Genomic DNA, 23,768 nt, shown 5'->3' on the forward strand with positions numbered 1-23,768 from the left:
GACGAACCGCGCATCCATGGGAGGACTTTGGGAAGGGTCGCATGGTGCTCTGCTCGAGGCAGACGCTGCGTTGCAGGGGTCGATGGCAGGAAAAATCCCTCTCGCCCACCTTGGGATGTAGAGCACAAGGGTCTTGCTTCAAGCCCCTGACCATCCCGTACAACGCGCCCCGCGAAACGCGGATGTTTTGACTGACTATGCTGTGATTGTTGCGGGCGGCGGCCCGACCGGGCTGATGCTCGGCGCCGAGTTGAGGCTGGCCGGTATCGATGCCGTGATCATCGAGAAGAGAGCGGACAAGGAGCGGGTTCAACCGGGGGCCCTCGGTCTTCATGCCCGCACCCTAGAGGTGTTCGATCAGCGCGGCATTGCCGATCGGTTCCTCGCCGCCAAAGCAAGTGCTCGGCTTCGCCGGAGTGCGCTCGTCGAAGCTCTCACCAACTGGTTCGGACGACGATAGGGGGGCCATATGGCAGTACGGCAGTCTGCTTAGACAACGCAACGGGCAAAGATAGCCAACACCGCTGACAGCGTGCCCCCTCGCCGCGCAAGCGCGGTCACCGCTGTTGCTATGGTCGGAAACTTCGCAATCGGTGACCGGGAAAGACAAACTCTGCGCCCCTGACTCGCCGGACAAAAAAACCAATGTATTTATTGGATAAAACAATCGAGAAGACGTTCAGCGGCGCGCCAAGTTGGCGCAGCCCCACGGCCCTTATTCTACGCCACATTATGACTGTTATTGCCGTCTGACTCGCGGGCTTTTCAGGTCGCGAATTCCCAAACTTTCAAGCCACGATCGCTTCGGTTGCAGCCGAGAGCGACCGTACCGGGTTTCGAGTGCCGCCTTCCGCCAAGAAAATGGCACTCAAGTAAGGAGTCGAAACATCTCAATGCCTCAAGCATACTCGCTCAATGATGCATTTGCAACGGCTCCATCAAATCGGAGTCGTTTATGCAAGACTGCCCCAATGCGCGTCACTTTATTCCGCCCGATGGCCTCCTTCCAGCAAAGCCTTATTGTGCTCACGACCCCCGCCAAGGAGTATTCCCGCGGTGTCTAAAGACGGCGCTTCAAGCTCCGCACATTCAATTCAACCGCCCGTACGTCGATCGTTGGATACTCCACGATCTCGACTACGCGGGCGCGTACTATGCGCATTACGATGCGAACCTTCCGCCGCCGAACTTCATCGCGGTGAATCGAGATAACCATAGGGCGCACAGCGGCTATCTGCTGGCCGCACCAGTCTCCAGATTCGCAAAGTCCCGCCTCAAGCCGATTCGTTATTGCGCTGCAATAGAACGGGGTCTTATCAGAAAGCTAAAGGCCGATAAGGGGTACCAGGGACTGATAGCCAAGAATCCCTGGTCGAAACACTGGCGCGTCGAATGGCGGCGCAAAGCCCCCTATACGCTGGACGAGCTCGCGGACGCACTTTGGACGGAAGACATGGCACCTTGGCCCACAGTTGAAGAAAACGTCGGGCGCGGGCGAAACGTAGCGTTGTTCGACGAGCTTCGCTTCATGGCTTATAAAGAGGTCGAGGACTTCAGAAGAAAAAGCAATGAGGATGCTTGGTGGCATCATTTGTCGGAGCATGCGAGCAACATCAATCAGCGGTTTATCGGGTATCATTCACCCCGATCGGATGGCGGCTTCAATAGCGGTCCATTGACACGCAGCGAAGTCAGCGCGGTGGTCCGCTCAGTCGGGCGGTGGACCTGGAATAACTACGGCACATACAAGGGTCGCGGTGGAGAAGCGTTTTCTCGGCGGCAATCCGAAGTTGGAGCGCCGGGAAGGGCGAAGCGGTGGGCGGGCCACGTGCCCGCCAGAGACAGAAATCTCTGGGGACCCGATCGGAGCGAACGATCCTACTACCGCGACCAAGCGCGAGCGCGCGCTAACCGTGATCTCAGCGCCTGGGGTGTGGCAGTCTCCGCCATCAGATAAAAGCCACTAGGCACCACTTCACTTGCACTCGGCTTGGTGCTTGTGGAGGATGATGGCGGAAAACGTTACCCGGGAGCCAACGGTCGCTGCCGCTCGCAATATGCTTGCAGCAGAGCGGCGATGCGGGCAGCAGCGTCGTTGCCGGTCCAGCCGATCCGGCTCGTCCAAGCGAAGGGCGGGGTCGACGACTGCTGTCGCAGGAAATCGGGCAGCGGATAGTGCTCACGCGAAAGCTCTACTAGCGACAGCCACTCGGCAAGCACGGCCTGCACGTCGCCTAAGCGACAGATTATCGTGTCGGCGACCGGTGTCAGCATGGCGATCTCTCAAGAGCCGCCGGGCTGACCGGTGTCTCGACGTTCGCTCCGGTCACATCAAACGACATCCTTGGGTGAGCTTCGGGGAGCTTTCGACCGCGGCACCTCGGCCGGTTCTGCACGGCCGCCGACTTAGCCGGGATATAGGGCGTCGGTCGCTAAAGGCGTGCCGGCGGCCGCATTTCAATGACAGCCTCGACGCAGGTGTCGCCCCGGCGACTAGCCCCCTTGGCGACTAGTCCACTTAGGGACAAGGGGCTATGTCGGATGGGGTCCAATGCGTACCTGAGGCGGCTCCAACATCGGTCCGCTACCGACGCTATTTTTTCGCCAGATCAGCTCCCGTTGGCAGCTCGGGGCGCATCTCCAGAACTGCGTCGTGCCGCTGATCACGTACCACCGCACCGAATAGGGCCACCGCAGCCGTCGTCTCCAATCTTGATCCAACGTGTGATGCTGGCGGGATAGAATACTGATTATATGCAACACCCAGAATACCGAGCAAATACGGGAAGGTCGATCGGCGTCGGCATCGAGTTAGGTGAGAAAATCGACCGATTTACCCGCGTCGCCGACTGCAAGCGGCTGACCTTTTTTGCCAATTTAGCGCACGCGCAACTGGCAAGAAAACTAATGTCCCGCCCAGATCGAACCAACTCACCTCTTCCAACCGGAATGGCCTTGCTACTCTGCTCACGGGTGCAGGCGGCCGCGCTTCTAAACGTCGGACCGTCCACCTTCGATAGGTTGCGAAAAACGAGCGACCTGCTCAGGCCCGTCAAGATTGGATCTCGACCGCTCTGGCCCCTGCGAAATCTTGAGGCGTTCGTTTTTGAACTGATTGATGGCGGCGCCGACGACGATCCTTGGTCCACGGCATCCGCATAGCCGCAGCTGACCAAACACACCATTTCGGAGGATTAAATGCCAATCCACACCGGTCACGCGTCGGGTAATGTCCGGAGAACCTTTCTGGATGCCATCCATGAGTTCTACGATTGGCCGGAGGGTGAATGCGAACCGACAGTCGAGTTCGAAGTCAACTCCGAGTCCCAGAGTATCACGGTATCAGCCGCTTGCGGACCAGTATGGAACTGCACGGATGCAGTGCCTGTCTACTATCGTAACATGCTCAGCGATTGCGGTGTCGAGACGCGCGGCTGTACCTACGCTGCGGCGGCGCAGGCTCTACGCGCTCGCGTCAAGAACCTGCTGGCGGCCTCCACTAGCGCCACGGACGCGGCCGCAACTTGACTCGGCGTTCGATCAGCGATCGGATAAAGTTAAGCGCGTCATTTGCCACGAGCCGTTAGCATCGAGACTTGAATGGCCACAGCACGCTATCGGTATGTCCAAGAACTCACGGACCGTCACGGCCACATCCGGCTGTACTACCGCCGCAACGGCTTCCCGCGCGCCACGCTGCGCGGCCCCGTGGGGAGTGCCGAGTTCATCGCTGACTACGAAGCTGCAGCCACTCAAACTCCCGTCGCAAAGTCTGGCCCAACGCGCGGAACGTGGCGCTGGCTATGCTGCGCCTACTTCGCTTCGACCGACTACAAAACTCTGGATGAGCGAACCCAGCGCGTTCGGAGGCGGATCCTCGAGCTGACGTGGAATGAACCAGCCCCCAACAACACCTCTGTGCTCTATTCAGAGTGCCCGGTCTTGCGGCTTGATGCTCGACTGATCCGCGTGTTGCGCGACCGGAAGGCCAGCGTGCCAGAGTCCGCCAACTCACGGCTGAAAGCCATCCGTGCGGTTTTCACTTGGGCGTGCGAGGCCGATCACGTCTCGAGCAATCCAGGGCGCGAAGTGAAATTCTTGAGGTCGAAGCGAATTGGTGGCTTCCATGCCTGGAACGACGCGGAAATCGCCAAGTTCGAAGAGCGGCACCCTATCGGTACAAAAGCGAGGCTGGCGTTTGCGCTACTGCTCTACACCGGTCAACGGCGATCAGATGTTGTGGTGTTCGGCCGGCAGCATGTGAAGGCTGGATGGCTACACTTCGTCCAACACAAGAATCGGAACCGGTTTCCGGTTACGCTCCAGCTCCCGATCTTGCCAGAGTTGCAGAGCGTCCTTGATCAGAGCCCTACCGGCGATTTGACTTTCCTCGTGAGCGCATTCGGCAAGCCGTTCACGCACGGCGGGTTCGGAAACTGGTTCAGCGATCGGTGCCGTGAGGCCGGCCTAAGCGATTGCAGCGCGCACGGCCTACGCAAAGCGTCAGCGCGGAGGCTCGCAGAGTGGGGCGCCACGACTGAACAGATCAAGGCTTGGTGCGGATGGCGGACAGCTAAGGAAGCCGATCGCTACCTGCGTGAGGTCAACCAGCGGAAGCTCGCCGGAAGCGTGGTGACGCTGGTGGCCAAGAGCAAAAACGGAACGAAAGTGTAAACCCGGTTTCGACGTCCAGCGTAAACCCGGACAACCAGCCTTGATATTACTTAGTTTTTTTTGATGATGGTGCCCAGGGGCGGAATTGAACCACCGACACCGTGATTTTCAGTCACGTGCTCTACCAACTGAGCTACCTGGGCAACGCTCCGAACGATGGACCATCAAGCCCAGAGCCCGGCCGTTATAGTGAGCGCTCTGCCGCCTGTCCAGCGCATAACGCAGCTCTTTCCCAAGCGACTTTCAGCCCGGGATTTCAAGGCCTAAGGCAGCTCGTCGTCGCCCTCGGAGGCGCCCCCGCGCCCACCCGCCGCGGCTGCGTCCTCGCCATCCTCGTCGGCATCGGCAGCCCCGCCCGCGATTGCATAGCCATCACCCAGCCAACGCGCCAGATCGACGTCGCGGCAGCGCTTCGAGCAGAACGGGCGATAGGCCATGTCGGTGGGCTCGCCGCAGATCGGGCAGCGGCTATAGCCTTTTCCTTTGGGATCCTCACCCGCCATCGAAACGCATCACTCCACTTAGGGTCAGGTCGGGTCGAGCTCCGCCGCCCGCACCCACGCGAAGTGGATCGGGAAGCCCTCGCCCGCCAGCATCGTCACCACCTCGGTCAGCGGCAGCCCGACGACGCTGGTGTATGAGCCGACGATCTTCTGCACGAACGATCCGGCCAGCCCCTGGATGGCATAGCCGCCCGCCTTGCCGCGCCATTCACGCGAGGCGATGTAGGCTTCGATCTCCTCGCGCGACAGATGTTTGAAGCGCACGCGCGTGTCGACGATCTTGTGGCGCACGCGGTCGTCCGGCGTGATCAGGCACACGCTGGTCAGCACGCGATGCGCGCGCCCTGATAGCAGCTGCAGGCAGTTCGCCGCCTCTTCGATATTCGACGGCTTCATCAGGATGCGCCGCCCCACCGCCACCACGGTATCCGCCGCCAGCACGTAGGCCGAGGCGATGTCCTTGTCGTTGGCGATCTGGTCGCGCGCCGTCTCCGCCTTGGCGCGGGCAATGCGCGCGGCATAGGCGCGAGGCATCTCGCCCCGCCGCGCCGATTCATCGATCGACGACGGCCGCAGCGCGTCCGGCTCCACCCCCACCTGTGCCAGCAGCATCAGCCGCCGCGGGCTGGCGCTCGCCAGCACCAGCGTCGGGCGCGCCGCATCGGCCGATTGTCCGGCATTCTGCCGGGCCAGCTCCCGCCGCAGCGTCTCCCGCCGTGGCGTATCGGTGCGGCTCAGCGCGGTAAGGAAAGCGGCCTTGGCGATCATCGCGACGTCACCTTGCGGATTAAGGCTGGATAAGATGGGCTGTTACGATGGATACTGGCGGCAATGCCCGGCTCTGCCAAACGGGAGCCATGAACTGCATCTCAGTTGCTGACGCATTGCTACGGAACACTCTGACATTGCAAAGGCGGCGCCTGAAAAGCAAGTGGCCAATCCGCCGTTGCCAGAGGTCGCCCATTTCTGGATAAATCGCCCGGCGACGGGGCCAAAAGGGCTTCTAACATGATTGCCAAGTCCGCGATTGTCGAACTTCTCGGCCGCACGCCGCTTTTCGGCTCGCTGGACGAAGCAGAGCGTCGCACCATTGCCGACGAGATGCGCGAGGTCACCTTTGACCCCGGTCAGGTAATATTCGCCCGGGGCGATGCCGGCCGCGAAATTTACCTCGTCGTCTCGGGCCGCGTGCGCATCTCCGTGCTGACCGCGGAAGGCCGCGAACTCTCGTTCGCCCATGCCGAGCCCGGATCCATCTTCGGCGAGATCGCCATGCTGGATGGCGGGCCGCGCTCTGCCGACGCAACGGCCGTCGGCAAGGTGTCCGCGCTCAGCCTTTCCAAGCCGGCCTTCAAGCGCCTGATGGAAACGGAGCCGCCCGTCGCCGAAGCCGCCGTCAAGTTCCTGTGCGCGCGCATCCGCGACGCCGACCAGCAGCTGGAGGGCATCGCGCTCTACCCGATCGAAGGCCGCCTCGCGCGTTTCTTCCTCGCCGCTGCGCGGGCCAAGGCACCCGACCTCGAAGAGGGCCGCGTCACCATCGATTTGCCCATGTCGCAAAGCGAGCTGGCGCTTCTCATCGGTGCGAGCCGCCCCAAGGTGAACACCGCATTATCCATGCTCGAACAGAGCGGCGCGCTCGAGCGCAACGGATCGCGCATTATCTGCGATCTTGAAGAGCTGCAGGCAATAGCCGGCGCCGAATAGCAATGACGAACCCATCGGATCGAGATCGGTCTGATCGCTCATCGGGCTTCGCACGCCTGTGCGCCCGAATGGGAGACGTTTGCCGTGCTGCGCTGAACGCGCTGTTCGCGCTGCGCGCGTTTCTCGCACGCCTGCTTCGCCCGCTTCTCGACAGCGCATTCGTCAAGCAGCTGCGCCTCTACGGCCGCCGCCTCGCCGCCGCCGGCACCGCGGGCCATCCATCGAACATCCGCCCGCGCCTGAAGATCCTCAACGTCATGTGCTACCTGATCGCGGCGACGACGCTGCTTTACGCGATCCAGCAGGCGCTCACCGATTACGATCGCTTCGCGCCGATGGTGCACCTTAACCTGGCGATCGTCGCGCTCGTGCTGCTGGTGCCGTTCGCACATCGCATCAACGACATCGCCGGCGGCCTTCTGCTCGTCGCCGTCGAATATGCTGCCCTCATCGGCTTCGCCGCCTTCTTCAGCCGCGAAGGCGGCGGCCATCTGCAATACCTCATCGCCGCCGCCGCCGCGTTCGTCATCTTCGGCCTCGAACGCATCTGGCTGGTCGCCGGCGTCATCATCCTCGCCGTCGTGCTGCATCTTTATGTCTGGTATGCTTTCCCCATCACCGGCCCGACCACTCCCGACCAGCAGGCGATGATGGATTCCCTTTACACGCAGGGCGCCATCACCACGTTCGCGCTCATCGCCGCGTCGGTCTATTACGCCTTCAGCCTCGCCGAGCAGGCCAAGGCCGAGACCGACGCAGTGCTGCGCAACGTGCTGCCTGACTCCATCGTTGAGCGCCTCAAAGCAAACCCCAACGGCATCATCGCCGACTCCATCGACGACGCGTCGGTGATGTTCGCCGACATTTCTGGCTTCGTCGCCCTCGCCCGCAGCCTCGGCGCGCACGCCACGGTCGACATGCTCGGCCGCATCGTCTCAGAGTTCGACGCCCTCGCGGTCAATCATGGCGTCGAAAAGATCAAGACCATCGGCGATGCCTATATGGTCGTCGCAGGGCTCCCCGAGGCCGCCCTCGATCACGCCCCGCGCCTCGCCCGCATGGGTCTCGACATGCTGGCGACCGTCGAGCGCCTGCGCACCGAGAACGGCCTCCCCATCGCCCTGCGCATCGGCATGGCGTCCGGGCCGGTGATGGCCGGCGTCATCGGCACCAAGAAGTTCAGCTACGATGTCTGGGGTGACCCGGTAAATCTGGCGAGTCGCCTCGAAGGCCAGTCGATACCCGGCCGCATCCTCATCTGCCCGCAATGCCGGTCCAAGCTCGGCGAAGGCTTCATCTACGAAGCGCGCGAGGCAATCGACATCAAGGGCATCGGCTCTCAGGAAGCCTGGTTCCTCATCGGCGAACGCAGCCCGGGCGATCCGCCATCCGGCTTGTCGCTTACACCGATGGGCCACCGTCAAAGCCGAACCGCGTCCTGATCCGGGCGAACAGCTGATCGCGCACACCGCGGTATTGCGCCAGCACCTGCTCGCGGCTGCCCTGATCTGCGGTCACCGTTGCATCGAGCGTCGGCCAGTATTCGACATCCACCGCCATCGTCCGCGTCAACTCCAGCGCCTGGTGATGCGCCTCTGGCGACAGCGTCACGATCAGATCGAACGAGGTGTCGTGCAGCTCTTTCAACGTGTTGGGCGTGTGCTTCGAAACATCGATGCCGATCTCGTCCATCACCGCCGTCACGAACGGATCGGTCTCCCCGGCGCGCACGCCCGCCGACGCCACATACGCCCTGTTGCCCGCGAGATGCCGTAGGATCGCCGCCGCCATCACCGAGCGAACGGCATTTTGCGTGCAGGCGAAGAGAACAGCGCCCGGCAGCTCACCCACAGGTGGCGGCGCGCCGGCCGGCGGGGTCTCCCGCACCTCACCGCCCGAGACGCTCGCGACGTCGCGAGACATGGCGCTACCCCTTCCAGTGCAGCGCGCAGATCAGAGTGAAAAGGCGGCGAGCCGTGTCGAGATCGACCGTGATCTTTCCCGCAAGACGCTCGAGCAGCGTGCGGCTGCCTTCGTCGTGCAGACCGCGACGGCCCATGTCGATGGCCTGGATGCGCGAGGGCGGCGACGTCCGGATCGCCTCGTAGTAGCTCTCGCAGATCAGGAAGTAGTCCTTCATGATGCGCTTGAGCGGCGTCAGCGACAGCATATGCGTGACGACCGGCGCATCCGCCTCATCGCTGACCTGAAGCACCAGCCGATCCTCGGACAAACCGAGATTCAGCTTGTATGGGCCGTCCTCGCGACCATCGATGGCAAACGAGTTGCCCTCCAGGATGTCGAAAATCGCCACCTCGCGCTCGTGCTCGATGTTCGAGTTCGAGGTGGCCGTCGATTTTTCGTCGAGCGTGATCGCGACGAGGCGAGACTTCGACATTTTAGCCGGGGCTTCGGCTTCACTCATGATCTAAGGACCAGACGGCGTATTAAGGCGAATGTCGGCCGAAAGCCGGTGCGCTTCAAGTCCTTCTGCACGGGCGAGAGCCATGGCCGCAGGCGCCAGCGCAGCAAGCGATTTCGCGTCGAGCCTCAAAAGCGAGGTGCGCTTCATGAAGTCGAGCACGCCAAGACCCGACGAGAACCGCGCCGTGCGCGATGTCGGCAACACGTGGTTGGAACCGGCGATATAGTCGCCGATCATCTCCGGCGTGCGCGAGCCGAGGAAGATCGCACCCGCATTGCGGATCTTGTTGCTCAGGTCTTCGAAGTTCTGCGTTGCGATTTCGAGGTGCTCGGCGGCGATCCGGTCTGCCAGGGCCGGCGCTTCCGCCAGCGACGAAAGCTCGATGATGGCACCGAACACGTTCCAACTCTCACCCGCGATGTTCCCGCGCGGCAATGTCTGCAACTGCCTTTGCACTGCCGCCTCGACAGCACGCCCGAACTCGGCGTCGTCCGTCATCAGGATCGACTGCGCTGCCGTATCGTGCTCGGCCTGCGCCAGCAGGTCAGCGGCAATCCATTCGGGATTGTTGTGCTTGTCGGCAATCACCAGCACTTCCGACGGGCCAGCGATGCTGTCGATGCCGACCGTGCCGAACACCAGCCGCTTGGCAGCCGCTACGTAGGCGTTGCCCGGCCCGACGATCTTTACCACCGGAGCGATCGTCTCGGTGCCATAAGCGAGCGCGCCGACAGCCTGCGCACCACCGACGCGATAAATCTCTTCGACGCCGACAAGCTCCGCCGCGGCCAACACCAGCGGGTTCAACTCGCCGTTCGGCGATGGCACCACCATCACGATGCGCGGAACTCCGGCAACCTTCGCCGGTATGGCATTCATCAGCACGGAGCTGGGATACGAGGCGAGCCCGCCCGGGACATAAAGCCCAACCGACTCCACCGCCGTCCAGCGCCAGCCGAGTTCGACGCCAATCGCATCGGTGTAGCGCTCGTTGATCGGCATCTGACGCTCGTGATGCTCAGCGATGCGATCCGCCGCCACCTGCAGCGCATCGAGCGTCTCCTGCGAGCAGGCCGCGCGCGCCTGCTCCACCTCGGCCTTGCTGACACGCAGGCCCATCTTGCCCAGATCAACGCGATCGAACTTTTTCGACAGATCGATCAGAGACTCATCGCCGCGCGCACGCACATCGGCAAGAATGCCCGCTACGGCGTCGCCGACGTCCTGCGAGGCCTCGCGCTTCTCACCAAGAAACGCGGCAAATGCCGCCTCGAAGCCGGGATCGCGCGTCTGCAGCCGCTTGGGCATAGTCATCATCGGCCGCTGGCGGCCGTCTCCTTGAGAAATCCAGTTATTCGTCGATGGCGTGTGCCGGCCTGCTGCTCGTTGTCCACGCCGACCCTAAATCGCGCATCTCGGCCTCGATGCACTCGACCTCGAGGCGAACCGCCGCGCCGCCGGCAAAGTGCAGTATCACGGCGCCCGAGGGCTCATCGCCTGCTTCGAATGTCACAGCCAGAAGCGCCAGGGCGTGGTCCTTCTGCTTGAGGTCGAAGCCCTGCACCCGCGCACCCTTCACCCGCTCGAAGCGCAGTCCCGTCCGCCGGCGCTGGTTGACGCCGGCTTTGGCGGCGCCCTCCCAGTCGAAACGATTGGCGATCGCCGCAAACCGCATCTCCGCCCCGATGAAAGCCATATCGCCGACGCGCACCACCGCATCCTGCAAGTGGCAGGACAGAACCCGGAGGTCCTCCGGATCGAGGGCGATCAGCTTCAGATCTTCCATGTCGGTGTCCCTCGGGCCGCTGGTGAGCCTTTTTGGCCACGAACTTTCAAGGCGTTGATAGCGGCCGAGCAGCGACCACGCAACCAGCCTGTCCCCGTACATCGAACGCCGGAGGGGCCGCGGTCGAGTTGCGGAGGTGCCCGACAGGTTAAGAGACACGCAAAAACCGGCCTCAGGGGAGACAGATGCGCCTGCCGTGCCGCGCCCGACGGGTGCTCAGCGTGTGCTTGATCCAACTGAATCGATCGCCGCTGTGCGCAATGAAAACTCGTATGCGCCGCGTGCAAAGGCCGCGATACCGATCGCGCAGGCCAATAATGCGGCCATCATGGCGACCTTGAGAATCTGCGTCTGCATTATGTCTTCGCTCGTAATCATTTCGCCGTCCCGGCTTATGACTAGGGGAACGAAACACCGCCGGCCGTTCCGTCGGAAACAACCACGCGAATAAGCCCAAACCGGGGAGAAATAGCGGCGGCGCAAAAAGAACGAGCCCCGGTCGAAACCGAGGCTCGCCCTGCAAGCGCAAGAGCGGGATGGAGCTGAGATGCCCGCAACGCGCCGACGGGATTGTCAGTAGCAGTACTGGCGCAGCGTCCAGCCCTTCACGCGGCAGCGCTCGTTGCCGCTACCATCCGTGGTGCACACGCGGTTCGGCAGCCGTTGGTAGGAGCAGTAATAGTTGCCCGCCTGGCCCTCGTAGCCCTTCATCGGCTGATTGAACTGGTAGTCCTGCGAATAAAATTCCTTGCCGCCGCCCTTGGCGAAGACGACGGAAGTGCCGGCCCAGGTCAGGAGGGCCGTGACGATTGCGGCAGTGAGAAAGATTTTCATCGGAGCACTCCATCAATGCGTTGTTGCGTGATGGAGTTGATACGCGGCCGCGAGCGCCCCCGCTGTTCCCCGCGTCACACCGCGGTTTAAGCGCTGAAGCACCACACGACTTCCGCCTGCCTTGATATCCGTTGTTGGTGTGTATAAATACACATCAACAACGGAGCGCAGCCGTGGCCAAGAAACACAGCCCACTGACCGCAAAGGAAGTCGCCAAGCTGCTCCGCGCCGATGGCTGGGAGATCAAGCGCAAGGGCCCCGGCGATCACGTCCAGTACGCCCACCCGGTGAAGCCTGGCAAAGTCACGCTGGACATGGGTTCCGACCCGATCCCGACGGGCACGCTGCGCTCGATCTACCGCCAAGCCGGATGGGAGTGGTGAAAACCACTCCCCCCACAATGGAGAATGTGATGCCGATTGCTTATGCTCTGGTCCACGAGGAAGACGGCGTCTTTGGCGTCTCCTTCCCCGACTTCCCCGGCGCCGTCGCCACAGCCAGAACGGCCGAGGATGCGTTGCGCAAGGGCGGCGAGTTGCTGACGTTCCACGTCGCCGGCATGGCCGAGGATGGGGACGCGTTGCCGATGGTGCGCACTCTTGCGCAGCTTCGCGCTGACCGGGCGTTTCGCGCAGACGCGAAGGACGCCACCCTTGCAATGGTGCAATTCGAGATGCCCGGCAAATCCGTGCGGCTCAACATCACGATGGATGAGCACCTGTTGCAGGCCATCGACCGCGCCGCCGATTCCGCTGGGCAGTCCCGGTCCGCGTTCCTGGCGGCTGCCGCCCGCGCCCGCATGCGGGCCGAATGACACTTGCCCTGATCCAACGCGCGGGGGCTTGCACCCAAGCGCGTAGAGCACGCCTCCCCTTGGCCGCGCAGCGGCCAGGGTGCAAGGCGCCCCGCGCCAAGTGGCGCGGCTATCACTCCGCACGACAAGAGCCGCACGACAAGCCTCTCTCCGCTTGTGTCAGAACTCTTAAATCAGCCCGTCAATCTTTCGATCTGGGCGCCGCAGCGCGACAGCTTCTGCTCGAGCTGCTCGAAACCGCGATCGAGGTGATAGACGCGATTTATCATCGTCTCGCCGTCGGCCATCAGCGCCGCGATAACCAGCGAAACCGATGCGCGCAGGTCCGTCGCCATTACTGGCGCGCCTGTGAGCCCTTTGACGCCCTTCACCGTGGCCGTATCGCCGTGCAGCTGGATATCGGCGCCCAGTCGCGCCAATTCCTGCACGTGCATGAAGCGGTTCTCGAAGATCGTCTCGCGAATGACGCTGGTGCCCTTCGCCATGGTCATCAGCGCCATGAACTGGGCCTGCAGGTCGGTGGGGAAGCCTGGGAACGGCTGCGTCTCGACCGACACCGGCTCAATGCCGTGCCCGTTGCGTTTGATGCGGATGCCGCTATTGGTCGTAAGTATCTCGGCGCCTGTCTTGGCGAGCGTGTCGAGCGCCGTTTTCAGCAGCTCCGGACGCGCGCCTTCCAGCGTCACGTCACCGCCCGTCGCCGCCACGGCCATGGCGAACGTGCCTGTCTCGATGCGGTCGGCCAGCACCGAGTGCACGGCGCCCTCAAGACGGTCCGCGCCCTGAATGTGTAGCGTCGACGTCCCGATGCCTTCGATCTTCGCGCCCATCTTGACGAGGCACTCGGCAACGTCGCCGATCTCCGGCTCGCGCGCCGCGTTCTCGATCACCGTCTCACCGCGCGCCAGCGCCGAGGCCAGCAGCACGTTGTGCGTGGCGCCGACCGAAACCTTCGGGAACACCACGCGGCCACCGCGCAACCCGCCGCCCTTGGCCTTTGCAAGCACGTAGCCGGCCTCGATTTCGATCTCCGCCCCAAGCTCCTTCAGGCCCATGAGATGCAGGTCCACCGGGCGCGTGCCGATGGCGCAGCCACCTGGCAGCGACACCTTCGCCTGCCCGCAGCGGGCAAGCAGAGGTCCCAGCACCCAGAAGCTGGCGCGCATGCGGCTCACCATCTCGTAAGGGGCGACCGTATCAACGATATCGCGCGCAGAAAGGTGGAACGTCTCGCCAATGTGCTGTGCCGGGCCCGGACGCTTTCCGTCCACGGCGAGGTCGACCCCGTGATTGCGCAGGATGCGCGCCAGCAGGGCGACGTCAGCCAAGTTGGGAACGTTCTTCAGCGTCAGGCGATCGGGCGTCAGCAAGCTGGCGATCATCAGCGGCAGAGCGGCGTTCTTGGCGCCTGAAATCGGAATGCTGCCGTTGAGCTTCTCGCCGCCGACGATCCTGATGCGATCCATTCGATGTGCCCCTCATGCGCCGGATGGTACCGGCAACCTCAAATGAATGATTAAGCGCTTCGCGCCTCTGCCAGCAAGTGTGACGCAAATACTCGCCGGCTGGCGGGCCGCAGCCCGCGACCTTACCGCGTGCACCTGTTCGCACGGTTAATGCCTTCGCGCGAGCCTCAAGTAGGGGGAGAGCGCGGCATTCTTTTGGCTCAGTCCTGATCGACCTTCACGTTGAAAGGTGCGAGTTCCTCGCGCATCGCCACCCGCGCCTTGGCTTCGACGCGCCTATAGGCCGCCGCCACCCCTCGGCCGTAGTCGGTGAGCTTGGCTCCCCCGCCCTTCGCTCCACCGGGAGCCGCGCTGACGAGTTGATCGGGGAACATGTGGTTGAGAGCGTCGACGAGCAGCCACGCGCGGCGATAGGACATGCCCAGTTCCCGCCCCGCAGCCGAGATCGAGCCCGTCCGCCCGATCGCCTCCAGGAGGTCCACCTTGCCGGGCCCGAGCACCATGCCATCGCCGATAAGAATGCGTACGCGCGGAAATGCTCGTTCTGACTTCCGCTTCGCCTTCGGGATGGCTTTCACAGCCGTGCGCGGGGTCACTCGCTTGGTCTTTTTGGACGCTTCGCTCAAGCGCACCTCCTCTCGCCCACGGCACTATAGCAGTTGCCCTCTCCGAACACGACTTGAGGCACGAGATGTGAATTTTTCCGTACGGTGTATTCTCTAGTATACAGCGCAAGGACCTCCGCAGTTTCTGACTTGCGTCACTGCAAAAGTGACGGCGCTCGCCACTGAAAATCACCCATCACTCCGGCGTCGCAGATCGCGTTGGTCGTGCGCAATGACGTCCGCTTCTCCGAGCCCACTCGTGCTGCAAATCAACGGCGCGCCGAGGGGTATCAAAGTTGCCATCGGCGCCGTCGAGCAGCAGGGTCTATTCCGTGCTCTCGTTTGCAGGAGTACCGCCGACACCGCACTCTGATTGTCCGGCCTGCGTCGTTCGCGACCGTGCACGCGCCTGCTCTTTGCGCTTCCTGAGGTTCGCGCGCAGCTCCGCTTCCAGACGCGCAGTGCGATTGTTGCCGCCGCTCTTTTTGCGCTCCCCGTCAGTCATGATGTGCCGGCGCTCCCCTGCCCGCCTCGAGCCTCGCATTGGCTGCACGGACGATACCGCCCGCGCGTGCCCCCTTCAACAAGGATCGGGCATTTTTCCCGTCGCAGAACAGATAAATTCCCGCACCAACAACGACATAGCGGCTCAGCGCATCAACATCGCGTGAGCACGCCAGCACGTGTGCCAACGTGGCTTGCCATGAGTTCCCACCCATTGAATATGACCGCAACAACATAACAGTGAGGGGAAACGATGAAGCGTACCGCTGTAATTCTCGCGTCGACCATCTGCCTTGGCGTGACCACCGCCTCCGCGATGGCGGCAGACGTCAGCTTGCCACTGCGCAAGGCCGGCAAGTGGGAGCAGGTCACCGTCATGGAAGAGGGTGGCAAGAAGCACGATCAGACGCTGACGATCTGCATCGACGCCGACATGGAACGCAACACCGCAGCAGCCAGCAGCGCCGAGCACGCCCAGCATTGCTCCAAGTACGAGATCAAGAAGGACGGCGACAAAGTCGTGATCGACGCGACCTGCAAAATGAACGGCCGCGACGTGGAAAGCCGCACCGAGATGAGCGGCGACTTTCAAAACACCTTCGACGTCAAGATCGATTCGACCACCTCGGGCATTCACCAAGCGCAGTCCATATCGATCAAGCGCATGATCGAGCAGAAGGGAAAGTACCTTGGTGAATCCTGCGGCGAGCTGAAAGCCGGCGAAGCCATGGGCACCGACGGCATCAAGCTGATGGTGCAGTAAGCGGAGCCCCAGCAGACGGATCGGAGCGGCCTTGAGCGCCGCTCCACTCCCCTTCTATTCCGGCGCGCCCGGCTTGATCACAACGCCCCACGGCAGCCGGCCCACCGGTACCGACTTCTCCGCCTTCAGCGTCTCGATGTCGATCACCGTCAGGTCGTTAGTGAGCCCGTTCGCCGAATAGAGCTTCTTTCCGTCCGGCGACAACGCCATGTGCCACGGCCGCTGTCCGGTGAGGATGTAGCCTGTCGTCTCGTACGTCGCCGTGTCGATCACCGCGATGCGGTTGGCCCGCCCGATGGCGACGAAAGCCCGCTTGCCATCTTTAGAAAAGATGATCCCCATCGGCTGGATCAGCTCTGGCCGCACCCCCGGGATCTCGAAGTGCAGCTTCTTGACGATCTTGAATGTGTCGGCATCGATCACCGCCACCGTGCCGCCGATCTCCGCCGACACCCACACATGCTTGCCGTCATGCGTGAACATCGCAACACGCGGCCGCGTGTCGACCAGGATGTTCGCCTTCACTTCGAAGGTCGTCGTATCGATGATGTGCGCCATGCTCGTCGCTTCGGACGTTGCCGCAACGAGCTTGTCGTCCGGGGAAACCGACATGCCTTCCGGCTCGACGCCAACCTCGATCTCCGCCAGCACCTTGCCGGTCGCACGCTCGAGAACCGTGACGTAGCCATCATCCTCGTTGGCGACGTATATGCGCTCGCCCTTGTGGTCGACGTCGAGCAGCTCCGGATCGGGGCCCGTATCCATCGTGCGCACCACTTCCAGCGTCGTCGTGTCGATCACGTCGAGCCGGTCGTCGTCGCCGGCACACACCAGCACTTCCTTGAAGTCGGGCGTGATGGCGATGCCGCGCGGCCGCTTGCCGGTTGGGATCGTCTTCACCACCTTGAGGCTGTCGCTGTCGAGAACGGTGACGGTGTTGTCTTTCTCGTTGCTGATGAAGATGGTGTCCGCCATTGCCGGCGCATAAAGTGCACACGGCAGAACGAGCGTCGCGAGAAGCCTGCGCATTCTACTCCTCCCCTGTCAGTGCTTGGCCGTTAACCGGCACTTCGTTTCAGGCTGATCGAAGCCGAGCGTATCGGTGAGATACTTGGGATGCAGATAGCCTTCTTGCGGTGAGATGGACACCAACGCCCGCGGCCCTGCAATCAAGAGCGGTTGTCGCAATTGCAGGTCCCACGAACGGAAGTTCATGCCCTGGCCCTTGAAGCCGGCCACCTCGAACTTTTCCGACAAGATGTACTCACGCAGCACGTCGGGTGCGTTCTTGCCCGTGCGCGTCACCGCTTCGCCGACGATGCGCACGGCAAGCCACGCCGTATAATCACGCTCCGTCATGATGCGGCCCGCCTTGCGTTCAAAGCGGTTCTGCATCTGCGTTCCCGCGTACTCCTCGAACGCGCGGTGCCACGCGACAGCAACAAGGCCGTGCGTGCCGGCCACCGGCCGCGGCTCCGCCGTGCGGAACAGCAGGTAGTCGCCGAACACGTCCGATTCATCGGCAACGATGACGACGTCATGATCCGGGACGCCCTGCGTCAGCATCGGCATCTGCGTTTGAATCTGCTGATGCCCCGTGTCGGTGCGTCGCGAGCCGGCCTCGAATACGTACGGGCGCTCGGCCACGATCTTGGCGCCGAACCGCTTGGCCGCCCGGCGTATCGCGGCAGCATATCCCTCGTCCGCAGGCGACTTGCCGACGATCAGCACCCAATGCCGCCACTTCTTCCACATCAGGTATTGCGCCAGCGCATCGGCGCGCATCGCCCAGTTCGGCGGCACATGAAAGATGTTGGCGCGGCACTGCTCCTGCCGCAGCACGTCATCGCTGGTGCGCACATCGAAGATCAGCGCGTTGCTCGCTTCCGGCAGGTCGGCAACAGCCAGAAGATCGGCGCTCTCCAGATCGGCAACGATGATCCGCTGCCCCGCTGCGAGAAGCTCCTTCGCCTTTTCCACCGGGTTCGCATCCTTGCCGAGCAGAACCTCCATGAGGTCATAGTGCTGGCCGAGCAGCCGTCCCGTGCGATTGTCTTCATCGAGCGCGATACGCGCGCCCTGGATGCCCTTGTCCTTGACCTCCTTGTCGACCAGCGAGAGCGGAGGCGGCTCTTGATAATCCTTCGTCAGGTAGACGATCGTCGTTGTCAAAGTGGGCGTCGGCTCGCCCGCTTTCGGATCGGCCTTCGCTCCATGCGGCAGCCCCGCGCCGATGCACAGCGCCATGGCAACGAGGCATCCGCACAGCAATCGATAGAGGGTCGAGGGAGGCATTTTCATGATATGTTATAACCTCTCATAAACCCTGTAAGCCACCCCCGCGCCGACGGGTCAAATCACAGGTTCGCGCGCAGGCCCGCGCAAGAAGGCGGACCTGCGCAGCGATTGTTACCAATGCCGCCGCTCGGGGCCGCCTTTGAACAGAGTGCGGATCCAGGCGATGATCTTCCAGACCTGTTGATCCTCGTCGATCAGCTCGCCAAAGGGAGGCATCGGACCGACCACACCCTCGGTTCCCTTGCGGTGATAGCCGGTCTTCTTGAGATCATCCGAGCCCAGCGAGATCAGACGAAACAGAGTGTCGTCGTCATCGCCGTACACCCAAACCGTGTTCGTCAACGGCGGACACATACCACCGCCGCCACCACCGCCATGGCAACCGTTGCAGCTCTTGCCGAAGTAGAGCTTCTTGCCCTCGGCGATCGCCTCGGCATTGTCGGTGTAGGGGTTCTTCAGCGTCCCCTTCGGAGCCATCGCCACACGGTCCAATGGCTTCATCGGCTTCTTGAGCTCGTCCATCGACAGCGGCTCTGGCGCAGGACCAGCCTCCTGCTTCGGAGGAACCGGCGGAGCTGACGTGTCAGCCGCGGAAATCGGATTGACGTAAGCGACGACGACGCCGAGCGCCAGTGCAGCCGCCACTATGCGAACTAACCTTTGCATTGAGAGTCCCTGTTCTGTTTCCCCAAATCTCAGTCGACGATGTCGTAGCCAACACTGCCGACATCGCATCGCGGTTCTGCTGCCGCTTTGTCTTCGCCGCCGCGCACTTGGCCGATTGGCGCCACGCTGCCGGCGGTTACTAATTTCGTCTTCGCATCAAGCCAATAAGGGATCGAATAAAAGCCGCCTTCGCTTCCAAACTTGCGAAGTATGGCGCAGGCAAAGTACCTGCCATCCGCCTTGGACCTTCCCACCGGCTGCACGATGTCGATGAGCTGCAACGACAGCACGCTGCCATCAGGCTGGGTCGTCTCGAGGGTTTCTCCACTGCGCCCTTCGGCGATGCGCGCGTGAATTGATCCCATGACCTGCCACGCCGGCATCCCCGCGACAGCGCTTGCGCGCTCGATCGTCGGCAGCCACCACCATGCCAACGGTGCACGCGTAATGCTCATCCACCCGCCGCCATCGGGCTGCGGCGCCTTGTGAACACGGATATCCATCAGCTTCAGATCGTCGCCCGTAGGCTTCAGCCAGAAATCGAGCGCATACTTCCTTGCCGGCACGGCTCGGTCGTGGAAGTTGACATTGGGAAACCAGCCGAACCCTGCAAGCCCGCGCACGATGCACACGTCATCGAAGACCAGCGTCAAAGTCTCCCCTGAGCGCGTATCGAAAACCGTGAACGCACCATCCCCGCCGCGTTCGCTCACCACACGACGGACGGCCGCAGTCACTTCGTCGTCCGTGAATTCCTTTGCCGCCGCTGCGCCCACGCTTGCGCTCAGCGCTGAGAACATCAGCAGCAGGATGCGGAGACAGCCCACTAGTTGCTGCCCCCTTCACCGACCCTTCCGATCACGCGCAGCGCCTTCGCCGCCTGCTCTGAACCGTTCTGCTCGGCGATCTGAAGTGCAGTCTTGCCTTCCTTCGATTTCATGGTCGCATCGGCCTTCGACTGCAAAAGCAGGCCGATCATCGGCGTCACGTTGCGCGCAGCAGCGATCATCAGCGGCGTGACGCCGTGCTCTGTCTGCGCATTGACATTCGCACCCCGCCCGATCAGCTCGCGTGCCACGTCGATGGGCCTCGTGCTGCCGGGCAGAAAGATGCCGCCCTCGCCCGGAGAAACCTGGCTCACCGCCACCATTAGCGGTGTCAGTCCTTCAGGACCGGCCGGCTTGTCGATGGCGGCGCCAGCCTCCATCAGGGCCTTCGCTACCTCGAACTTGTTCTCGGCAATCGACAGCGCCAGTGGTGAATAGCCTTGCGCATTCGCTCGCTCGATGTCCGCACCGCGCTCGAGCAGCATCTTCACGGTCGGCACGTGATTGCGCATGGCCGCGTGAATGAGCGGCGTCATGCCGTCGCTATCAGGCGCGTTGAGATCGGCGCCGAGATCGGCAAGCGCGGAGATCAGCTCGGGATGCCGGTTGCGCGCCGCGGTATGCACCGGCGCATAGCCCTGCGGATCCCGCGCATTGATATCCGCCCCTTTCGAGACCAGGAACTTGATGCGCGCAACGTCCGCCGCGAGCACCGCGTTGGCGAGTTCCTGCGTGAGGTCCGCCCCTTCCTCCAGCCAGTGCTCGACCTTCTCCTGCGTCACCACCTGATCGGGCGTTGCCTTCTCCGGCTTTGGCGCGAACACGGAATTGGGCAGCACCGTGTAGCCGCCGTGCGCCGGCAGCGTGCCTTGAATTAGGCAGCGGCTGCACTGAACCAGCGGCACGCCATAGTCGGTGAGGATCTTTTCGATCTCCGGCTTCGTCGCCTCCAGCGCATATTCGAGCGCGTATTTCAGCTTCGCATCGCGCTTGCGCACGCCAATCGACAGATCGAATTCAAGTGGAATGTAGTCTTCCCACAGGTTCACCGGCTGCACGACGATCGGCTCGCCGCGCATTTTCTGCACCCACCCCGCGAACGGGCCCCACACCGCCGCGACATCGAGTTTGCCGTCGACGACGTCCTGCACCTGCCGCCACGGCTGGTTCTCAGGTTGCAGGTCGGCATTGTGGCTCAACGTGTGCAGCTTCAGGTTCGGAGCAAGCCCGCGCTTGGTCAGCGCCTCGCGCACGCCTGACGTCTGAAACACGCCGATCTTCAGATCCTTGAGCTTCGGATCATCGAAACCTTTGAAGTCGTAGCCACGGTCGGCGCGATAGGCGAACACGTATGCTGTGCGATAGACCGGCACTGTCGTCAGCGCGAGTGCATAATCAGCCGGCAGGTCCAGCAGCACGTCGCACATATTGGTTTCGAACGTCTCGCGCGTCAGTCCGCGCTCCAGGTATGGTCGCCAGAAATAGATGAGGTCCGCCCCCATCGCCTTGGCGATCACCTCCGCAATTTTGTTCTGATAGCCTTCGCGCGCGATATTCGAAAATGGCATGTTGCCAGGATCGGCACAGACGTTGAGCTTGCCCAGCGTCTTCTTCTCGAACATCTCCTTGCCGGCGCGCCGGGCAGCGGTTTTCTCCGCGGCCGTCAGCTCGTCGTATTCCTTCTCTGCGTCTCGAGCCGCTTGCGCGGTCATCGCGAAAGCCGACGCCGCGATAGCAGCGAGCAGCAAGGCCCTGGCACTCTTCACCACGCGACTTTCCATGACTGTCCGGTCATTCCAAGGGGCGCGAGAGCGCCCGTCATGAGCGGAGCGCAGCCCCGCGCGCGACAACGGCGCCCCTGCCTTTCAGCAGGAGCGCCATCACTGTCACTGGCGTCAGTCCATGACACGGAAGGTGAACAAGGTGCCTGCCTGCGGAATCTTGTCCAGGTTGGCAGCCTTGGTCATCGCAGTTGCGCCGATTGCGCCGAACTTGTCGTCGAGATCGAGACCGGCGGTCACCGGCACGCCGATCCAGCCGCCGATGCCGACGAGGATCGAGACATACTGCTTGCCCTTGACCTTGTAGGTGATCGGGTTGCCGATCATGCCCGAGGCGAGCTTGCGGTGCCAAAGGATCTTGCCCGACTTGCGGTCGACAGCGCGGAAGTCACCACCGAGCGAGCCGTAGAACATCAGGCCGCCGTCGGTGACCATCGTGCCACCCCAGTTCGGGTACGGATCCGGAATCTCCCAGTCCGCCTTGCCCGTCAGCACGTCGAACTTCTTGATCTTGCCCGTCGTGCCAGGCTTCTCGGGATACATGAACACGTTGGCGAACACGTACACCGTGCCCTGCTGCGTGTGCGTGCGCTCCTGCGGCTCAAGTTCCATGCACCAGTTGTTGGTGGGGCAGTAGAACTTGTTGGGTTCCTTAGGATCGACCGCGCACGGCTGCTGGTCCTTGCCACCCATCGCCGACGGGCAAGCAGAGACGTTGCGGCCACGCTCGAGCGGAGAGTGCTCGCGCACCTTGATCGGACGACCGGTCTTCAGGTCGATCTTCTCGGCCCAATCCACGGTGACGTACTTGTTGGCGCGCAGCAGCGTGCCGTCCGCACGGTCGAGAACGTAGGCAAAGCCGTTACGATCGAAGTGAACCAGCGCCTTGCGATCCTTGCCGTCGACTTTCATGTCGACCAGGATGTTCTCGTTGACGCCGTCATAGTCCCACTGGTCGAACGGAGTCATCTGGTATGCCCAGACGGCCTCGCCGGTGTCGACCTTGCGAGCGAAGATCGTCATCGACCACTTGTTGTCGTGGCTGCCGTCGTTGCACTCCTCGTGGCTCTTGTCCGGGCAGCGATAAGCCGGGCTCCACAGACCGGGGTTGCCGGTCGAGTAGTAGACGAGCTTCAGGTCCGGGTCATAGCTGTACCAGCCCCAGGCCGCGCCGCCACCGATCTTCCAGTCCTCGCCCGGGAACGTCTTGATGCCGAGGTCAGAGCCGGCAGTGCCGTAGTGCGGGTTGGCTTTGTTGGTCTCCGGCGTCAGGCAGACGTCCTTGTCGGCACCGGTGGAGTGGCAGTTCCACACCATCTTGCCGTCCTTGAGATCATACGCCGTCACGCGGCCGCGGGCTGCGAACTCGTCGCCGCCGAAACCGATGATGACGAGGTTCTCAGCGATCAGCGGAGCCGAAGTGATGGTCTCGCCGTGCTCCGGATAAGCGTGCTTGACGACCCAAGCCTCTTTGCCGGTCTGCGCGTCGAGGGCAATCACGTAGCCATCGAGCGTACCGTAAACGAGCTTGCCATCGGCGTAGGAGGCACCACGGTTGACGGTATCGCAGCACGCGCGCGGCACAGCCGACTCGTCGCGATCATCCTTCTTCACGTAGTTCCAGACCTGCTTCGGATTGTCCGGATCCGTCAGATCAAGACCCTGCGCAATGTTGCACTGAGCCATGTTGGGGCAGCCGGAGATGAAGAACATCATCGGCTTGCCGCCGACATCTTCGATGAACAGCGGCTGGCCTTCGTGTCCGCGTAGCGCACCGGTCGACTGCGACCAGATCATCTGCAGCTTTCCGACGTTGTCGGTGCTGATGTCCTTCAACGGGCTGTGACGCGTGAGCTTGTTATCGCGGCCAGGCGCCGGCCAGGTGTTCGGGTCTTGAGCTCGCTTCTCGATCTCCTCGTTGGCCATGCCGGGTGCGGCAAGTCCGATCAAGGCGGCCATCACTCCGCCGACTAGGCGGATGGTCCCTTTCCTCGTGATGTGCATTGCGCTTCCTCCGTATCCACGCTTTTTTCGCACTCCCCGATGAGCTGCGCCGAGCAAAACTCCACCGTTCGCAGGCTCAATGGCCCACGTTGCAGCTTCCAGCTCGTCCAG

27 protein-coding genes and 1 tRNA gene are annotated in these 23,768 nt (G+C 62.6%); 10 read left to right on the top strand and 18 right to left on the bottom strand.

What is annotated here, in order from left to right:
- Window positions 1–187 precede the first annotated feature (187 nt).
- On the top strand, window positions 188–460 hold the full coding sequence (locus ACP15D_RS08565) for an FAD-dependent monooxygenase (protein ID WP_424957111.1): 273 nt from the start codon (window positions 188–190) through the stop codon (window positions 458–460).
- Between the two features lie 495 nt (window positions 461–955).
- Entirely contained in the window at window positions 956–1,957 is a 1,002-nt protein-coding gene (locus tag ACP15D_RS08570; protein ID WP_424957112.1) for a replication initiation protein, read from the top strand.
- A gap of 65 nt (window positions 1,958–2,022) precedes the next feature.
- On the opposite strand, the gene ACP15D_RS08575 is transcribed toward ACP15D_RS08570, so the two are convergent.
- Window positions 2,023–2,274, bottom strand: a complete 252-nt coding sequence (locus ACP15D_RS08575; RefSeq protein WP_424957113.1) for a hypothetical protein — start codon at window positions 2,272–2,274, stop codon at window positions 2,023–2,025.
- A 480-nt stretch (window positions 2,275–2,754) separates the two neighbouring features.
- On the opposite strand from ACP15D_RS08575, the gene ACP15D_RS08580 reads away from it, so the two are divergent.
- The 3 genes from ACP15D_RS08580 to ACP15D_RS08590 all read left to right on the top strand — a co-directional run bounded on the left by ACP15D_RS08580 (window position 2,755) and on the right by ACP15D_RS08590 (window position 4,674).
- Window positions 2,755–3,162, top strand: a complete 408-nt coding sequence (locus ACP15D_RS08580) for a helix-turn-helix transcriptional regulator (protein ID WP_424957114.1) — start codon at window positions 2,755–2,757, stop codon at window positions 3,160–3,162.
- Window positions 3,163–3,198: 36 nt separating this feature from the next.
- The gene (locus ACP15D_RS08585; RefSeq protein ID WP_424957115.1) at window positions 3,199–3,528 is read left to right on the top strand and encodes a hypothetical protein; all 330 of its coding nucleotides are present in this window, start codon (window positions 3,199–3,201) and stop codon (window positions 3,526–3,528) included.
- Between the two features lie 72 nt (window positions 3,529–3,600).
- Window positions 3,601–4,674, top strand: coding sequence for a tyrosine-type recombinase/integrase (locus tag ACP15D_RS08590; protein WP_424957116.1), 1,074 nt, complete (start codon window positions 3,601–3,603; stop codon window positions 4,672–4,674).
- Between the two features lie 67 nt (window positions 4,675–4,741).
- On the opposite strand, the gene ACP15D_RS08595 is transcribed toward ACP15D_RS08590, so the two are convergent.
- The 3 genes from ACP15D_RS08595 to ACP15D_RS08605 form a co-directional block, all read right to left on the bottom strand.
- A tRNA-Phe gene (locus tag ACP15D_RS08595) sits at window positions 4,742–4,817 on the bottom strand.
- 120 nt (window positions 4,818–4,937) lie between these two features.
- Complete coding sequence (locus tag ACP15D_RS08600) at window positions 4,938–5,177, bottom strand: DNA gyrase inhibitor YacG (protein WP_424957117.1); 240 nt, start codon at window positions 5,175–5,177, stop codon at window positions 4,938–4,940.
- A gap of 24 nt (window positions 5,178–5,201) precedes the next feature.
- A complete protein-coding gene (locus tag ACP15D_RS08605; RefSeq protein ID WP_424957118.1) occupies window positions 5,202–5,945 on the bottom strand; it encodes a Maf-like protein in 744 nt (247 codons plus the stop codon).
- Window positions 5,946–6,185: 240 nt separating this feature from the next.
- Here ACP15D_RS08605 and ACP15D_RS08610 point away from each other — a divergent pair, with 240 nt between their 5' ends.
- Both ACP15D_RS08610 and ACP15D_RS08615 read left to right on the top strand, forming a co-directional pair.
- Window positions 6,186–6,884 (top strand): Crp/Fnr family transcriptional regulator, encoded by a 699-nt coding sequence (locus tag ACP15D_RS08610; RefSeq protein WP_424957119.1) that lies wholly within the window; start codon window positions 6,186–6,188, stop codon window positions 6,882–6,884.
- A gap of 68 nt (window positions 6,885–6,952) precedes the next feature.
- Window positions 6,953–8,326 carry an adenylate/guanylate cyclase domain-containing protein gene (locus tag ACP15D_RS08615; RefSeq protein WP_424957120.1) on the top strand — a complete coding sequence of 458 codons (1,374 nt, stop codon included), beginning with the start codon at window positions 6,953–6,955 and terminating at the stop codon, window positions 8,324–8,326.
- On the opposite strand, the gene ACP15D_RS08620 is transcribed toward ACP15D_RS08615, so the two are convergent.
- The 6 genes from ACP15D_RS08620 to ACP15D_RS08645 all read right to left on the bottom strand — a co-directional run bounded on the left by ACP15D_RS08620 (window position 8,286) and on the right by ACP15D_RS08645 (window position 11,929).
- On the bottom strand, window positions 8,286–8,807 hold the full coding sequence (locus ACP15D_RS08620) for an arsenate reductase ArsC (RefSeq protein ID WP_424957121.1): 522 nt from the start codon (window positions 8,805–8,807) through the stop codon (window positions 8,286–8,288). The two genes, ACP15D_RS08615 and ACP15D_RS08620, sit on opposite strands and share 41 nt — an antisense overlap.
- 4 nt (window positions 8,808–8,811) lie before the next feature.
- Window positions 8,812–9,282: a UPF0262 family protein gene (locus ACP15D_RS08625; protein WP_424957122.1), complete on the bottom strand. Its 471-nt coding sequence runs from the start codon at window positions 9,280–9,282 to the stop codon at window positions 8,812–8,814.
- 30 nt (window positions 9,283–9,312) lie between these two features.
- A complete protein-coding gene (hisD, locus tag ACP15D_RS08630) occupies window positions 9,313–10,617 on the bottom strand; it encodes a histidinol dehydrogenase (protein WP_424959197.1) in 1,305 nt (434 codons plus the stop codon).
- A 43-nt stretch (window positions 10,618–10,660) separates the two neighbouring features.
- On the bottom strand, window positions 10,661–11,095 hold the full coding sequence (locus ACP15D_RS08635) for a DUF2948 family protein (RefSeq protein ID WP_424957123.1): 435 nt from the start codon (window positions 11,093–11,095) through the stop codon (window positions 10,661–10,663).
- A 216-nt stretch (window positions 11,096–11,311) separates the two neighbouring features.
- Window positions 11,312–11,452: a hypothetical protein gene (locus ACP15D_RS08640; RefSeq protein WP_424957124.1), complete on the bottom strand. Its 141-nt coding sequence runs from the start codon at window positions 11,450–11,452 to the stop codon at window positions 11,312–11,314.
- A 216-nt stretch (window positions 11,453–11,668) separates the two neighbouring features.
- Window positions 11,669–11,929, bottom strand: coding sequence for a hypothetical protein (locus tag ACP15D_RS08645; protein WP_072373094.1), 261 nt, complete (start codon window positions 11,927–11,929; stop codon window positions 11,669–11,671).
- Between the two features lie 173 nt (window positions 11,930–12,102).
- Here ACP15D_RS08645 and ACP15D_RS08650 point away from each other — a divergent pair, with 173 nt between their 5' ends.
- Window positions 12,103–12,312 (top strand): type II toxin-antitoxin system HicA family toxin, encoded by a 210-nt coding sequence (locus ACP15D_RS08650; protein ID WP_424957125.1) that lies wholly within the window; start codon window positions 12,103–12,105, stop codon window positions 12,310–12,312.
- Window positions 12,313–12,341: 29 nt separating this feature from the next.
- Window positions 12,342–12,743 (top strand): type II toxin-antitoxin system HicB family antitoxin, encoded by a 402-nt coding sequence (locus ACP15D_RS08655; protein ID WP_424957126.1) that lies wholly within the window; start codon window positions 12,342–12,344, stop codon window positions 12,741–12,743.
- A gap of 173 nt (window positions 12,744–12,916) precedes the next feature.
- On the opposite strand, the gene murA is transcribed toward ACP15D_RS08655, so the two are convergent.
- Window positions 12,917–14,209, bottom strand: coding sequence for a UDP-N-acetylglucosamine 1-carboxyvinyltransferase (murA, locus tag ACP15D_RS08660; protein WP_424957127.1), 1,293 nt, complete (start codon window positions 14,207–14,209; stop codon window positions 12,917–12,919).
- A 200-nt stretch (window positions 14,210–14,409) separates the two neighbouring features.
- Window positions 14,410–14,835, bottom strand: a complete 426-nt coding sequence (locus ACP15D_RS08665) for a winged helix-turn-helix domain-containing protein (protein ID WP_244536094.1) — start codon at window positions 14,833–14,835, stop codon at window positions 14,410–14,412.
- A 736-nt stretch (window positions 14,836–15,571) separates the two neighbouring features.
- On the opposite strand from ACP15D_RS08665, the gene ACP15D_RS08670 reads away from it, so the two are divergent.
- The gene (locus tag ACP15D_RS08670; protein ID WP_424957128.1) at window positions 15,572–16,081 is read left to right on the top strand and encodes a DUF3617 domain-containing protein; all 510 of its coding nucleotides are present in this window, start codon (window positions 15,572–15,574) and stop codon (window positions 16,079–16,081) included.
- 54 nt (window positions 16,082–16,135) lie between these two features.
- Here the strand turns inward: ACP15D_RS08670 and ACP15D_RS08675 are convergent, their stop codons facing one another.
- From ACP15D_RS08675 to ACP15D_RS08700, 6 genes are all read right to left on the bottom strand, one after another.
- The gene (locus tag ACP15D_RS08675; RefSeq protein ID WP_424957129.1) at window positions 16,136–17,110 is read right to left on the bottom strand and encodes a PQQ-dependent catabolism-associated beta-propeller protein; all 975 of its coding nucleotides are present in this window, start codon (window positions 17,108–17,110) and stop codon (window positions 16,136–16,138) included.
- Window positions 17,111–17,125: 15 nt separating this feature from the next.
- Entirely contained in the window at window positions 17,126–18,382 is a 1,257-nt protein-coding gene (locus ACP15D_RS08680; RefSeq protein ID WP_424957130.1) for an ABC transporter substrate-binding protein, read from the bottom strand.
- 108 nt (window positions 18,383–18,490) lie between these two features.
- Window positions 18,491–19,045, bottom strand: a complete 555-nt coding sequence (locus tag ACP15D_RS08685; RefSeq protein WP_424957131.1) for a c-type cytochrome — start codon at window positions 19,043–19,045, stop codon at window positions 18,491–18,493.
- Between the two features lie 29 nt (window positions 19,046–19,074).
- On the bottom strand, window positions 19,075–19,872 hold the full coding sequence (locus ACP15D_RS08690; RefSeq protein WP_424957132.1) for a hypothetical protein: 798 nt from the start codon (window positions 19,870–19,872) through the stop codon (window positions 19,075–19,077).
- Window positions 19,872–21,638, bottom strand: a complete 1,767-nt coding sequence (locus tag ACP15D_RS08695) for a quinoprotein dehydrogenase-associated putative ABC transporter substrate-binding protein (protein ID WP_424957133.1) — start codon at window positions 21,636–21,638, stop codon at window positions 19,872–19,874. Before ACP15D_RS08695 ends, ACP15D_RS08690 begins: the two co-directional genes overlap by 1 nt.
- A 129-nt stretch (window positions 21,639–21,767) precedes the next feature.
- Window positions 21,768–23,657, bottom strand: coding sequence for a PQQ-dependent dehydrogenase, methanol/ethanol family (locus ACP15D_RS08700; RefSeq protein ID WP_424957134.1), 1,890 nt, complete (start codon window positions 23,655–23,657; stop codon window positions 21,768–21,770).
- Between the last annotated feature and the right edge of the window lie 111 nt (window positions 23,658–23,768).

Origin of the sequence: Hyphomicrobium sp. 1Nfss2.1, from assembly GCF_965243865.1 — a bacterium.
GTDB lineage: Bacteria > Pseudomonadota > Alphaproteobacteria > Rhizobiales > Hyphomicrobiaceae > Hyphomicrobium_A.